The sequence below is a fragment of the Paenibacillus puldeungensis genome (assembly GCF_042678945.1).
GTDB lineage: Bacteria > Bacillota > Bacilli > Paenibacillales > Paenibacillaceae > Fontibacillus > Fontibacillus puldeungensis.
Genome location: NZ_JBHTLM010000002.1, coordinates 460360 through 475663 on the forward strand (window position 1 = coordinate 460360; position 15304 = coordinate 475663).

The following is a 15304-nucleotide window of genomic DNA, read 5'->3' on the forward strand; positions in this document are numbered from 1 at the left end:
GAGGCTGCACTTTTTGCATTTATTTTTGCGAGTACGTTCAAATGTTCAAAAATAAATGTACTTAATACATTTAAACACTCGAGTGCGCTGAACCGGTACCCTGGATGATGAAAATTTGAGCCCTGGGCTGGCGTAAAATCATCTGGATAGGTTACATACCTGGCAAAAAGTCCTGTTTCTTCGGTTGAAGAAGCAGGACTTTTCATGTAAATAACGAAAATTGACAGATGAGAGTGCAGGCGCACTCATTCATAACAGGCATTTTCAAATGTGAGAGGCTTCGGTGTTTAAAATGAACTTGGACGTTTCCGCTTACCTTTATAAATCTTTTCGCCAATGGCTGTCTTGTCTGATCGAAATGGTGCTCCTGCTGCCGGCCTGGGTGCTTATGTCCGTACATCTGCTGCCATCTGGTCTTTCCCCCGTTTGGCTGGGCGTTCTGCCGCTTCTATCCCTTGCGGGGGTGCTGACATGCCCTCGGCTTCCCAAGCTATGGCAGCGGCTGATCGTCGCTGTGCTGCTCGGAGGAGCCTTGGCCATAGCCGCTGCTGCGCAGGCTTTGCCTTCCCAGAGCCAGGAGGGAACTTCCAACTCCGTTTCTTTAGTTGGTTTCTATGCTTCTTTGGTACTGCTATTTGCGGTTTATGCATTAGCCGTGCTGCAGGGTACGACGGTCTCATCGCGGCAGGGATACATGAAGCTGCATTGGATCGGCATCGGACTATATTTTGCCTCAGGTATTTTCTTCCCGCGCATCCCCGAGCTGAAGGAAACAGTCCCGCTCCTGACATGGGCGGGCATTGCCTGTTTGATCCTAACACTATTCATAACAAACCATCATTACTTGCGATACAACACGTTATCAGGCGATCCTAAAGAGCACCTGCCGAGCGGTTTAAGCCGCCATAACCGTTTGTTTATTATGGGAATCATCCTTGTATCTCTGGTGCTCGCAATAGGTACAGGCCGCTGGTTGGGCCAAATGCTGTGGAAGCTGTTGCATACTGTACTGCAATGGGTTTTTCGCTCACAGCCGGAGCCAGTACCGCCCGAGCAGAAGGTTCAGAAAACCGCTCCACCGGAGTCTCCTTTTCCGGTAGAACACCACGGGCCTACCCTGCTCTCGCGTATCCTGGATATTGCCTTCTACTCGATTGGGGCACTGATTACGCTAGCCCTGGTTGGTTTTCTGGGTTACTATTTGTACCGTAATGCCGGAGGCATGTGGCGCCGGACCTGGAATCGGCTCATGGCTTTACTGCGAAGGGAAGAGGGCAGGGAGGAGAATACCTCTTATCATGACGAAGAGAAAAGCCTCTTCACCTGGGAAACGGCGATGCAGAAATGGAAAAAGGCCGGGACGGGGTGGCTGCGCGCAGGAAGAAGGGCTGAGCGTTTGGAGGATTTACGCGATAATCGCGAGCGTGTTCGCTTCCTGTACCGAAGCTTGCTTCGCGCGGAAGCCGAGGATGGGTACGGTATCAAGTCCTATCTGACCCCGCTCGAAACCGCTGAAGACATTCTTCTCGAGAGGGACAAACGGTTTTCCAAGAAGACAGCCCGCAGAATGGGCGGTATGAAATCCCGGATAAGCAAAGCTGCAAAAGATCCCGGCGGGGCGGAACCGAAGCCGTTCGCGGAGTTATACGATAAAGTACGTTACGGAAACGAAGTACCGCGAGATGACGAAGTGAGGGAACTAAGAAAGCGTCTGTTAAGGTAGCGGACTGCTTAAGTAATTAAAAGCAAAAACACCGGAGCATTTTTACCGCTCCGGTGTTTTTTGCCTAACTTAGGAGCCCGAGGGGCGCCTTATGATTTCAAGCTTTCTAAAACGGTGCGGTTCTTTGTCCAGCAATTTAAAGGTGAGTTCCTCGTGCTCTAGCGTCTCGCCGACGTTCATGCCGGGGTTCATGCCATACAGCCAGCCGCCGATGGTATCCACTTCCTCCGTACTCAAGTCGGCGAGCAAAACATCGTTGATTTGGTTGACCGTCACTGTACCTAGCGCTACAACATGGTTGTCGTTAAGCTGAACGAGCGGCTCTTCCTCCTCTTTGTCAAACTCGTCGCGGATCTCACCGACAATTTCCTCAAGGATGTCCTCAATCGTGACGAGACCGGCCGTTCCTCCGTATTCATCAATCAGGATGGCTATGTGGGTGCCCTCCTGCTGCATTTTTTTCAGCAATTCATTGACCGGGGTAACCTCCGAAACCGCCATCACGGGCTGCAAAATCGAGGCGACCTCCAGATTCGGATTGCTCTCATAGGCAAGAAAAAACTGCTTTGTATTTATAATTCCGATAACGTTATCCTTGTTTCCATCCACGACGGGGAACCGGGTATACTGCTGCTCTTTGATAATGTCGAGGTTTTCCTGCCGCGTCTTATCAGTATACAAGCACACCATATCGGTGCGCGGCACCATAATTTCTTTGGCCAGCAAATTATCGAAGGCGAAGATCCGGTTTACATAGCCGTATTCGCTTTGATTAATTTTGCCGCTCTCAAAGCTCTCGTTAATAATGATTTGCAGCTCCTCTTCCGAGTGAGCCTCCTCGTGCTCCGAGGCCGGCTTGATCCCAAACAGGCGTACCAACTGATTAGCAGACCCGTTCAAAACCCAGATGAAGGGACGCATCACTTTGGTGAACATAATGAGCGGTTTCGCGGTAAGTAGGGCGATATCCTCCGCTTTCCGGATGGCCATCGTTTTAGGCGCCAGCTCGCCAACAACCACATGAAAATAAGTAATAACGACAAACGCGATAATAAAAGAAAGGGCATGGCCTAGCCCTTGAGGCACTTGAAGACTATGGAAAACCGGCTCAAGCATTTTCTCTACCGTTGGTTCCCCCAGCCACCCGAGTCCGAGCGCGGTGATCGTTATCCCCAATTGGCAGGCTGACAAGAAGCCGTCCAGATGGGAGGTGACCTGCTTGACGGCACGCGCGTTTTTGCGCCCCTCCGCAATCAATTGATCCACCCTGCTGCCCCGAACCCGTACGATCGCAAATTCTACCGCAACGAAAAAAGCTGTAAAAGCGATAAGAATCACGACCAACATCAAGTTAACACCCAAAAACCTGTCACTGTCCATTCTCTGCATCTACTCCTTGTGTTTTAAATATAAAATAATAAATTCACAATTATATTATATATTATGATCCTAGCTGAAAGCGAATCAAAACGTTTGAAGGATCAAGCGGTAAGCGATAACGTTCGGATTTTGACTGTGTATTTGGCTTAATAATCCTATTAGGCAATTATAATTTAATTAATCACGAATATTAATATAAAAATGGCCTTGACTCGTACGTCTGATTTGCATATACTTCTCTTGTAACAGTTCAACAACATAGTTCATTTTTATTCGTATATCCCTGGCAATACGGGCCCGGGGTCTCTACAAGGAACCATAAATTCCTGGCTACGAATAGGTGCTTTTTGCATACCTATTTCATAGCCGGGATTTTTTTGCTGCCGTTAGGCCATATGTTCACTATAGAACCTCAGGAGGAAACAGATGAGTAAATACGATGTAATTGTAGTTGGCGCCGGACCTGCCGGCATTTTTGCTTGTTATGAATTAACGCGCAAGGCGCCTCAATGGAAGGTGCTGCTGGTGGATAAGGGACATGATATTTACCGCCGTCGTTGTCCGATCCTGGAGGAGAAAATAACATTGTGCCCTCCCGCAGCCGGTCGGAAGGAGTTTGCCGGTTGTCTGCCAGCCTGCTCCATCACCGCGGGATTTGGCGGAGCCGGAGCTTACAGCGACGGAAAATTCAACATTACTACCGAATTTGGCGGATGGCTAAGCGATTATATCGCACCGTCAAAGGTACTCGAGCTGATCAAATATGTTGATTCGATCAATCTGGAGCACGGGGCTACGACAACTATCACAGATCCAATGACCGATGCGGTCCGGGATATTGAGCAGCGGGGATATGCTGCGGGCTTAAAGCTGCTGCGGGCGCAGGTTCGTCATTTGGGCACGGAGCAAAACCTGGAGATTATGCGGTCGATTTACGAATACCTGAATGAGCGGATCGACATGATGTTCAAGGCTGAGGTAGAGGACCTGATCACAGAAAAAGAAGATGGCCGATATCAGGTTCGCGGAATTACGCTGAAAAACGGGGAGACGCATGAAGCCAATTTAGTGATGGTAGCCCCGGGGCGGGACGGCTCGGCCTGGCTGACGGAAATTTTGAAGAAACGTCGACTCAAAATGACGAATAATCAGGTGGACGTAGGGGTGCGCGTGGAGACGTCGGACGTGGTCATGCGTGAGATTAACGAGCATTTGTATGAAGGGAAGTTCATATTCAATACGTCCGTCGGGACAAGAGTCCGCACGTTTTGCAGCAATCCCTCCGGGCACGTCGTCGTCGAGAATCACAGCGGAGTCATGGCAGCCAACGGCCATTCGTATAAGGACCCTGCCCTAGGCACGGCGAATACGAACTTTGCTTTGCTCGTCTCGCATCAATTTACCGAGCCGTTCGATAAGCCGAACGAATATGCGCGGGAAATCTGCCAGCGGGCGAACGATTTATCAAATGGCGGTGTCATCGTGCAGAAATACGGGGACATCCTTCGCGGCCGTCGCTCGACCGCAAGACGGATTGCAGAGGGGTTCCTCGAGCCGACGCTGAAGGAAGCGGTGCCGGGAGACCTCGGTCTTGTCCTGCCTTATAACACGATGAAAAGCTTGATCGAAATGATCGAGGCTCTCGATAAGGTTACGCCGGGGATTGCCTCAGAGCACACGCTGTTCTACGGCGTGGAAGCGAAATTTTATTCCGCCCGTCCGAAACTGACCGAGACACTTGAGACGGAAATCGAAGGCTTATTCTGCGGGGGAGACGGTGCGGGCATTACGCGCGGCCTGGCTCAGGCCGGAGCGGCAGGCGTTTGGATCGCTCGCGGCATGCTGGATAAAGCGGGCGTTTGATTTAATGTGCGGGCGCCGACTATTCGCTCAGAGATATGAAAAACGGGTACGATCCTTGTTTGCAAGGACGGTACCCGTTGTTTGTCTTTGAACTGACTAGATGTATTTTCTACAGTTAAACACGGTATTATAGGGAACCCCAGACGTTTAAATGCAAAAAGTGCATCTAAATAGGGTGAAATACTCCAGCCAGGCCGAATCACCCCGATATAAGTGTATGAAATACATCTAAAATTCGAAAATCGGCAATTAGCCCTAAATTAGCTGCACTAAATACATTTAGTGCTAGGTGGTGCCTTGAAGAATAACCTCCAGAGAGTTGTTGTCCAATTTTTTCGGCTCAAGCATGCTTTTGATATAATCCGTCATGAAAGGGGCTTTAGCCTTCAGCCATAGCTGATAGCCTGGCAACGACTCCAACTGCGCCCTGTCCTGCTCCACCGTACCCCCGAAATACCTCACATTGATCTCCGCCATGGCATGTGCCATTTGTTTCTTCTGCTCCTCGGAATAATCAAGGTCTTTTAATGAGGGATAGGCTTTCGCGTATGAATGGTCTGCAAAAAACTGACGTGCATAAGCATCAAAATTTAACAGGTGCTCATCCGTGCTATGGTGATCCTGCGCCCACTGCGCCACATCTACCTGTGCGGTATGATAACTGACCTTATGAGGCTTGGGTTCGTAATGAAGGACCCCATAATGGTGCGGATATACACCAAAAGCGCTGGTCGCAATATCGTAAATCCCGTCCCCGGCATCCCGGATGTCCTGGATATGGATATGGCCGGACAATATGAGATTCAGCCGAGCCGACTTGAACGTGCGAATGGCTTCCTTGCTGTTGTTTAGGGTGAACCCCTCCATCGGAACGGTCGTATGGTCCGTCAAATTGTGATGCATGACGGTCAGTATACGGGCTCCCTTTTTTTGCGCCAAATCGTTGCATTCCTCAATCCACTTAAGAGTTGGGCCGGGAATTTCCCCGTCAGTCTGGGGAACCCCGAACAACGTGTTTTTGTCATATTGACTCGTATCCAGCATGAGCAGCCAAAGATCGTCCGAAGCCGCGGCCAGATAGCTTAATGTCGTTTTGTCGCTGGAGATGGCCTCGTTGTACCCAAAATTCCCATATATCTGCTTAAATTGATCCGGCGTGATGAACTCGGTTTTATATTGCGAATCGGTCTTGAACTTCCGGGCCCACGGATTCAAAATATCGTGATTTCCCGGGATGACATAAACCGCCGTCCCCGATGCTTCGATCCGCCCCAGCTTTGCGGCCAAATCCTCGTGGCTTGCCTTTTCTCCGTTGCTCGTAAGATCTCCGCTCAAGATGAGCGCCTGTGGCTTCTTACGGAAAATCTCCTCGGTGAAAGCGTCCGTCATCTGGTCTATATAGCTCAGCAGTTTCCCGTCACCGTCACTGATAAAGGTTTGAAAGGCTTGGCCGTTGTCATGCAGCTTCGGGCTGAGATAATGGATATCCGTGGCAACAAACAAATCAAGCGGCTTTCCAGTGACCGGTTTGACAGGGGCATCATGCTGCTTGAATAAATCGCAGCCACCGACCCCCAGCATAGCTAGGACTAGCAGCCACCTAAACGCATAACGGGAATAGGTTTTTCTCCCCATAGGTTTAACGTCTCCCTCTTAACAATGACTATTGAATGGAAATAAATCTACTTTATACGTAGCGAAGAAGAAGCGCTGTGCTGTTTTTAACTCCGTAAGATGAGATATTGTGCCTCCTCCCGAAAAATAGGAATAGGAGCTAAGACACTTGCAAAAGGATTCGATATTTTACAATATTTTAACAGTAAGGAAATAATCTGCGTTTTATTTAAAAATATGATGGTTAGGTAGTCCAATACCAGATCTGAGGAGGCATCGAACATTTATGGGCACGTCTTGGAGAAACAAACTGCTTGGCCTTATTTTGGCTGGAGCACTGGTGGTAACAGGCATGCCGGGCCTTACGCCCTATGCGGGGGCAGAATCGGCGAATTCGGAACAGAATGCGTCCATAGCTGCGGATCAGCCGGCCGCTTTGACGATTGGTGCGGAGCCTTCTTCCACCGATGCGCAAGCTGCACCGGAGGTGCAGGTAAATACGAACGCTGGCGGGGAAGGGGCCCAACTTGCGGAACCGGCGGCTGCGGCACAGCTTAGTGTAGCTCAGGCTATTGCAAAAGGAAATAGCGGCGAAGCTGTCCAGGTGACTGGGTACATTGTAGGTCATGCGTCCGGTTCCCTGACTGCCGATTTCACATCGCCTTTCAGCAATGATATTAACTTTTTGATGGCAGACACTACCGGGGAACAGGATCAGGCGAAGCTGATCGATGTACAGATTCCCTCCGGTCTTAGAGCGAAGTACGGGCTGCAAACCAACCCAAGTATTGTCGGGCAAAAGGTCATTGTGTCCGGCACACTCAGTGCATATAACAATTTTCCTGGCTTAAAAAGCGTTACAGCGATTGAATTCGCTTCGGCTTCGCCGGAGCAGCCGGGCGAAAATCCGGGAAGCGGGACTCCCGGCGAGAACCCTGGACAAAACCCCGGTGGTGAAAATCCTGGCCAGGGCCCGGTAACTCCAGACCCGGGTCAAACGCCGACATTGCCGGACGGAACCGGTAAAAAAGTGCTGTTCGACAACGCGCATGGTCAAACGGCTGGAGCAGCCGACTGGGTCATTGACGGAGCATTTTCCGACTTTGCCGACGGTCTGCGTACGTCCGGGTTTACGGTAGATTCGCTAGACAGAAAGGTTCCGTATACGTTTGGCGAATCGGCAATTACCTACGATGGTTTGAAGAACTATGATGTGTTCATCATTCCGGAAGCAAATATTCCATTCAAAACCTCGGAGCAAGCAGCGCTGCTGCAATATGTTCAAAACGGCGGTGCCGTGTTCTTTATTGCCGATCATTATAATGCGGACCGGAACAAGAATCGCTGGGATTCTTCCGAGGTGTTCAACGGATACCGGCGTGGAGCCTATGAAAACCCGGCGAAGGGAATGGCTGCCGAAGAGGCCAATTCTCCGGCGATGCAAGGCTTGTCCAGCTCGGATTGGCTCGCCGACAATTTCGGCGCGCGCTTCCGTTATAATGCGATCGGGGACGTAAACGCGACCGATATTGTCAGCCCGTCCCAGGCGTTTGGCATTACGTCGGGCGTTTCGGCCGTTGCCGTCCACGCGGGATCAACCGTTGCCATTCTGGATCCGCAAAAAGCGAAAGGCGTTGTGTATGTTCCTACGGGTATTCCTGCATGGAACAATGCGGTGGATAGCGGTGTGTATAACGGAGGCGGACGCGCGGAAGGACCGTTTGCGGCTGTATCCAAGCTCGGCCTCGGCAAAGCGGCCTTTATCGGGGACTCTTCGCCTGTAGAGGATGCATCGCCTAAATATGTACGTGAAGAGAACGGCAAATCCAAAACAACCTATGACGGCTTCAAAGAAGTGAATGACGGGTTGTTCCTGGTACAAACCGTGAAATGGTTGGCTCACGATGAAAACTACACCTCCTTCAGCGAGGTACCGGGGCTGCAGCTGGATACTCCGACTGCGCTGATCTCTGGAGAGGAGCCAGCAGCCTCAACTGAACCTCAGCCGGAACCATGGGCTGCCCCGGCCGCCGGTTACAAATGGTATGATCCGACGACGTTTAAGCCGGGATCCTACGGATCAACCCAGCCGCCGACCTCGAATCCGGTTTACGCTTTTGTTCATCAAGCTCAATTGCCGAGCGCTCAGGAGTTTCAAATTCGACTTACCGCTGATGGATTGACGCCAGGACAGACGGTATCCGGCTTGAAGGTCGGCATCTACGTGACCGGCGGCGAGCAAATCGCAAGATTCAAGAACAGTGACGGCAGCTGGTCCGATTATAACTACAGCCCGATATTCTCCTTAACGGGAAATGCACAGGGCCATGCGGCCAAGGAACTCACCGTTCAATTTAAACCTGGCCTGACGGTCAGCAGCGCCACCCTTCGACTAAAGTCAGGCAGCGACAATGTCATTACGAAGTCAGTAGCGATTGCAAATGTCGATGCCGAACCGCTCCCGGGCGATCATCCGCCGGTGCCGGCATTGTCTACGATAAGTGCAGCCCGCCAGGTAGCTGACGGCACAGTAGTAACGGTGGAAGGTGTCATTACTTCTGAGCCGGGAGCGTTTGGGGGACAGGGCTTCTACATGCAGGATGGCACAGCTGGAATATATGTGTTTCAGTCCGGGACCGGCTATCATGCTGGAGATTTGATCCGGATCAGCGCCTCCAAAACGCTGTATAACGGGGAAGTTGAGCTGGAAAACCCGATTGTGATCGAGAAGAAAGGGACGGCTACGCTTCCGACAGCCGAACCTCAGGATGCGATTACGGACAGCAACCAGGGCCGATTAATCACATTAACCAATGTTGAAGTTAAAGAGGTTGTGCCAGCTTCTCCTGCCGGTTCGTTCGAGTTTAACGTGGCCGGTAGGGATGGCAGCTTGACACGCGTTCGTTTTGACGGGAGAACCGGCGTCGACGTTGCGGCATTTAACCAAGCGTTTCCGTTAGGCTCACGGGTGAACATCACCGGAATTTCGTCCATCTTCAAGGGAACGTTTCAACTGAAGCCGCTTAAGCTGGAGCATGTAGCGCTTTATGATGCGATTGCTCCGGTTACGGAAGCAGTAGTTTCCGGAAAAAGCGGGCAAGATGTTTACAACGAGGCAGATGTGACGGTGGCGTTCAAAGCTCAGGATGAAGGCGGCAGCGGCGTGAATCGTACAGAATATCGCGTAAACGGCGGGGAGTGGACGCCTGTGGACGGATCCTTCGTGCTGACGAAGGAAGGAAAGTATATCATTGAGTTCCGTTCGGTGGATAAAGCGGGAAATACGGAAGCAGCCAAAACCGTGTACGTCAACATCGATCGTGCAGCACCGCAAATTGCTTTCTCGGGAGATCAGCAATTTTTACAGGTGGAGTCATCCGTTCCTTTTGCCATTAATATTCAAGATCAAGGAAGCGGCGTGAAAAAGACGATCTATAAACTCGACGGCCGGAACATCAGCGGCTTGCAGGAGGTTGATCCTTTGTGGCTCGCGCCGGGTAGCCACATGCTCGTCGTAACTGCGGAGGATGCAGTCGGTCACAAAGCGACCTCTAAGTTTTCATTTAAAGTTACGATTGATATCGCTCACCTTGACGAGCTGATCGACCTGGGAACAGCGAAGAAGCTGATTAAGAAGCAGGGCACGGCCGTCAGCCTGCAGGCCAAAATCAGCTCGCTGCAAAAGGCGAAATCACCGTTTGAACGTAGCGTTAAGCTAAGTGCGCTCAAGCTGTCCGTGGCAGTACAATGCGGCAACGGGATTACGCAAAGCTTTGCGAACCTGATCCTGACGGACCTGAACTATATTAGCAAGCAAGCTTCATAAGCCGAACTTCGTGCTTGGAGCAGCCATAACGGGATAAATCTATATTGCTGCTGCAAGTTGAGGCAGGGGGGCACAAAGGTGCTCCCCTGTTTAACTTATCTGAATAGAGGTAAAAAAGGGCCTTAAATAGGCCATTTTAGTGTTGTTCGTTCAAATAGGGGAACTTTATGGTCCTATTTCTTGTTCAAGTCAGAATAATGAGGCATTTTTGGGGCTCCATGGAATAATAAGGCCATAAAGTTCCCCTATATTTCAAGTTTGAAGCTATTTGTCCCAAATAGGGCCACAAAATGCCCTTATTTCCCGAGTGACAACTCAGGCGGACGTCCTTCAGATGTTCTCACCCCCGCAATTTCTGCAAATCAAGACATGGATGATCGCATGTATCAATTGTGGTGGATGCAGCGCGGCCAATACTTCAAAAACTGTTAGCCGCTGCACAAAAATGATGTGGTTGGCGCATACAACACTACTCTACGCAAAGTTGTGCAAACGATTGACCTAATTATGAAAACGGTGTTATAATGCAGCACATATAAGAGAGTAAACGTTTAAGTAGACGGCCTAGGGGGAGGCCGCCACGCCTTAGCGAAAGGGGATAAACTGGCATGGGCAATGCTTCAGAGAACGTTAAAGGGAAGATACAGAAGAAATATCAGAGCGGCGGATCGGGAGAGACGCCATATGCGTACGACTCAATAACAAACAGCAGAGCGTACATTTTGGGACGCAGCGCCTGGCGAACGATTGAGGAGGGCAATGAACGCGAATGGCTGATTGGAAACGGGATCGGAGGCTATGCCAACCATTCTGTTGCGGGCGGGGGCTACCGGATGTCGCATGGATATCTGGTAGCTTCGGCCAAGGCCCCGGTGAATCGCATGCTGGTGTTTACCCGGACGCAGGAGCAGGTCACCATAGGCGATACAACCTACGATCTTGCCTCCCAGCAATATATCAATTGGCAAAAAAACGGACAGCAATACCTGAGACGTTTCAAGCTTGATGTCATCCCGGAATATGACTATCAAGTTGAAGACGTCCGGCTGCGCAAAACGATAGCGATGGAGTACGGCCACAACACCGTAACGGTTTGCTATGACATTTCCGGCGGGAAGGAACGCACAAGCGTCACGCTTGTCCCGCTGTTCAACTACCGATCTCCGGGCGAAGTATCCGAAAAGGGCAGCCTTCGCTTCAATACACGGCTTACCGGCAACGAGTTGCGGCTTATCCCCGAGGCTAACCTGGGATTAACGATCTCGTTTATGGCCTCCGAGGGGGACTACTTGGATCGCACAACCCTCCCCACGACGATGGCCACGCCATCCTACCTGTATGAGGAAAACCACTATTACAGTTTTGAAAACCGTAACGGTTTCCTCGGTGTAGACCAGCATTATACGCCGTATGAAATCCATATAACGGTTGAGCCATATGAGCATAAACGGTTCTATCTCAAATGCTCTACCGAACCGCTGGACGCCAAGGACGGTTTCACGATCATCCGTGAATATAAGGAGCGGATGGACAAGCTGGTTAAGGACGCAGGTTACGGCAACCGCTTTGCAGACCGGTTGGTCGAGGCGGCGGATCATTTTATCGTTCACCGTGAATCTACCGGCCTGAAGACGGTGCTGGCGGGGTACCCTTGGTTCACCGACTGGGGCCGGGATACGATGATCGCGCTGCAGGGTTTGACGCTTTCGACCAAAAGATTTGCCGATGCGCGCGAGATTTTGGAGTCTTTTTCACGATACCTTCGCAACGGCCTGATCCCGAACATGTTCCCGGACGATGGTCAGGAGCCTCTCTACAATACGGTAGACGCTTCGCTTTGGTATTTTCACTCTGTCTATGAATATTTGAAACACACCGGTGGAGAAGATGATTACAGGTTTATCCAACAATTGATTTATCCTAAGCTGAAGGAAATTGTCGAGGCGTACTCCAGTGGAACAGACTTTTCCATCGGGATGGATGAGGACGGGCTTATTCATGCCGGGGGCGGGCTGGATCAGGTGACCTGGATGGATGTCCGGGTTGGCGACTGGGTGGTCACCCCGCGTCACGGAAAGCCGGTTGAAATCAATGCTCTGTGGTACAACGCGCTGTGTATCATGGCAAAACTGGCGGAACGTTTCGGGGAAGCTGCGCCATATGATGCATTATCGTGTAAGGTCCGCGATTCGTTTAATCGGCGGTTTTGGAATGAGGAAGCAGCCTGTCTGTATGATGTAGTTGACGTCAAACAGCTGGATGGGGCGATGCAAAATGACGCCGCGATCCGTCCAAATCAAATCTGGGCTGTTTCGCTGCCGTTTACGATGCTGCCTCCGTACAAAGCCAAAGCGGTGGTAAATACAGTTTACAAGCACCTGTATACTCCTTACGGCCTTCGCTCGCTTTCGTTTAAGGATCCGCATTACAAAGCTCACTATATCGGCAAGCTGATCGATCGTGATGGCGCCTACCATATGGGGACGGTATGGGCATTCCCGCTGGGGGCTTTCATAACGGCGTACTGCAAAGTAAACGGTTACAGCAGCGCAGCGGTTCAGACGGCGAAAGAGATGTGTGAAGTGTTCGACGATCACCTAAGCGATGGAGGCATTGGCGGGATCGCGGAGATTTTTGATGGTGATTTTGCATGTACAGGCAGAGGATGCTTTACCCAGGCTTGGAGCGTGGGAGAAATTTTGCGGGCCTACACGGAAGACGTATTGCCGAATTTGAAGGAAGGGGAGTGAATCCATTGTCAGTACAGAAGGAAAGCAATGCTGTAGTCGATTACGGCGACCTGGCGGTAACTGAAGGGATATCCGTTTTCTCCGGGGAATTCGACGCAAAATATAATTACAACGGCGACGATCTTGGAGCGACCTATACGCCGGGGCAGACGAAGTTTCGACTTTGGGCGCCGACGGCCTCCGAGGCGAAGGTGATATTGTACAAAAGTTGGGATGGGGAGCCGGAGAAAGAGCTGCCTATGCAGCGGGATGTGCAGGGAACTTGGACGCTTGCCGTTATGGAGGATTGCGCGAATGTTTACTACACGTACCGTGTTAAGGTTGGCAAACAGTGGAATGAAGCTGCCGATCCGTATGCCAAAGCGGTAGGGGTAAACGGGGATAGAGCGGTGGTCCTCGATCTGCGAAGCACGAACCCGGAAGGCTGGAATGAGGAGAAGCCGCCTTTTGATTCATCCGTGGACGCAGTGATATATGAGCTTCATGTCCGCGATTTATCGATTCATCCTGGCAGCGGCATTGATCCTCAGTACCAAGGAAAGTTTCTGGGCCTTGCTGAAAGCGGTACAAAAGGGCATGGTGGAATCGCTACGGGTCTCGATAATATTGCCGGGCTTGGGGTGACGCATGTTCAGCTTCTGCCGATTTTCGATTACGCGACGGAAAGCGTGGATGAGCAAAAGCTCAATAAGCCGCATTACAACTGGGGGTACGATCCGAAAAATTACAACGTACCTGAAGGCTCCTACTCGACCGATCCGTATTCCCCTGCGCTGCGCATCACAGAGCTGAAACGGATGATTCAGGCCCTGCACGACCGGGGGCTGCGGGTCATTATGGACGTGGTGTATAACCACGTATATGACGGGTACCTGATCCACTTCAGCAAACTAGTACCCGGTTATTACTTGCGCTACAAGCCGGATCGGACATTTTCAAACGGGGCGTTTTGCGGGAATGAGTGCGCTTCGGAGCGGCCGATGATGTCAAAATATATTGTTGATTCGGTGCTTCATTGGGTTCGCGAGTACCATATCGATGGGTTTCGGTTTGATCTAATGGGTCTGATTGATGTTGATACCATGAACGAGATCCGGCGGCAGCTCCAGGAGATAGACCCTTCATTGATGCTACTAGGTGAAGGGTGGATCATGGATACGGTTCTGCCGGAGGCTGCGAGGGCTAATCAGAGTAACGCAGCCCGGCTGCCGGGTATCGGTTTCTTTAATGACGGCATTCGGGACGCGGTTAAAGGCGATATTTTCCAGTTTGAAAAGACGGGGTTCATCAGTGGAGGCGACGGCTTTGAGGAGAGCGTACAGCGGGGCGTCGCCGGGGGCATCGATTATGGCGGCTCGATCCGGCAATTTGCTGTGGAACCCGGACAGTCGGTGAACTACGTCGAGTGCCACGACAACCACACGTTATGGGACAAAATCGTACTGTCTACTCCCGGAGTGAATGACGAACAGCGCCGTACTATGCACCGTCTTGCCTCGGCCATCGTGATGACCAGCCAGGGGGTTCCGTTTATACACGCAGGGCAGGAGTTTATGCGAACGAAGGACGGTGTGGAAAATAGCTACAAATCCCCGATCGAGATCAACTGGCTCGATTGGGAGCGCTGCGCAGCACACCAGCATGACGTAGCCTATATGCGGAGCCTGATCGAACTGCGCAAGGCGCATCCGGCATTTCGCATGCGGACAGCGGAGGAAATCCGGGAGCATTTGCGCTTTGAAGATGCTCCGGCTCACACCGTCGCTTATACACTGCGGGATCATGCCGGAGGCGATCAGGCACGCCACTTGTATGTGCTCTACAACGCTGCGTCACTGGAGGCGGTCACCTTGCGCCTTCCAGAGCTTGGCGCGTGGCAGATTCGCTATGGTGGCGAGTTTGTTCGGACTCTAGGCGGCAGCCAGCTGGTCGTTCAAGGCATCGGAATGGTTGTGCTGAGCATTGCGGAGTAGGGCAGGGTCTATTCATCCTGGGGAAGATGCTCGGTTGGATCTGGGGTGCTGTATGCAAGTGAAAGTGAAATAAGGGTAAAAATTGGACCTATTCTCAGCAATTAAGCATTTTTCGAGACAATAGGGGAATTTTATGGACCTATTTATCGTAGATGACGCCTCAAAAGCCATTCTC

At 51.3% G+C, this 15304-nt stretch carries 7 protein-coding genes and 1 riboswitch; of the genes, 5 read left to right on the forward strand and 2 right to left on the reverse strand.

The features are described 5' to 3' along the window. Positions 1-283 precede the first annotated feature (283 nt). Positions 284-1723, forward strand: a complete 1440-nt coding sequence (locus tag ACFQ3W_RS04610) for a hypothetical protein (RefSeq protein ID WP_379317074.1) — start codon at positions 284-286, stop codon at positions 1721-1723. Between the two features lie 69 nt (positions 1724-1792). On the opposite strand, the gene ACFQ3W_RS04615 is transcribed toward ACFQ3W_RS04610, so the two are convergent. Then, positions 1793-3103, reverse strand: coding sequence for a hemolysin family protein (locus ACFQ3W_RS04615; protein ID WP_379317076.1), 1311 nt, complete (start codon positions 3101-3103; stop codon positions 1793-1795). Positions 3104-3356: 253 nt separating this feature from the next. Next, a riboswitch (purine riboswitch) is annotated at positions 3357-3456 on the forward strand. A gap of 73 nt (positions 3457-3529) precedes the next feature. Between ACFQ3W_RS04615 and ACFQ3W_RS04620 the strand changes: the two genes are divergently transcribed. Beyond that, entirely contained in the window at positions 3530-4966 is a 1437-nt protein-coding gene (locus ACFQ3W_RS04620; RefSeq protein ID WP_379317078.1) for an NAD(P)/FAD-dependent oxidoreductase, read from the forward strand. A 285-nt stretch (positions 4967-5251) separates the two neighbouring features. Here ACFQ3W_RS04620 and ACFQ3W_RS04625 read toward each other — a convergent pair whose 3' ends face one another. Next, positions 5252-6601 carry a metallophosphoesterase gene (locus ACFQ3W_RS04625; protein WP_379317080.1) on the reverse strand — a complete coding sequence of 450 codons (1350 nt, stop codon included), beginning with the start codon at positions 6599-6601 and terminating at the stop codon, positions 5252-5254. Positions 6602-6866: 265 nt separating this feature from the next. Between ACFQ3W_RS04625 and ACFQ3W_RS04630 the strand changes: the two genes are divergently transcribed. The 3 genes from ACFQ3W_RS04630 to pulA all read left to right on the forward strand — a co-directional run bounded on the left by ACFQ3W_RS04630 (position 6867) and on the right by pulA (position 15129). Continuing rightward, positions 6867-10406 (forward strand): DUF6359 domain-containing protein, encoded by a 3540-nt coding sequence (locus tag ACFQ3W_RS04630; RefSeq protein WP_379317082.1) that lies wholly within the window; start codon positions 6867-6869, stop codon positions 10404-10406. Between the two features lie 608 nt (positions 10407-11014). Next, positions 11015-13156 (forward strand): amylo-alpha-1,6-glucosidase, encoded by a 2142-nt coding sequence (locus ACFQ3W_RS04635; protein ID WP_379317084.1) that lies wholly within the window; start codon positions 11015-11017, stop codon positions 13154-13156. 5 nt (positions 13157-13161) lie between these two features. Next, positions 13162-15129 carry a type I pullulanase gene (pulA, locus tag ACFQ3W_RS04640; protein ID WP_379317086.1) on the forward strand — a complete coding sequence of 656 codons (1968 nt, stop codon included), beginning with the start codon at positions 13162-13164 and terminating at the stop codon, positions 15127-15129. The last annotated feature ends 175 nt before the right edge of the window (positions 15130-15304 follow it).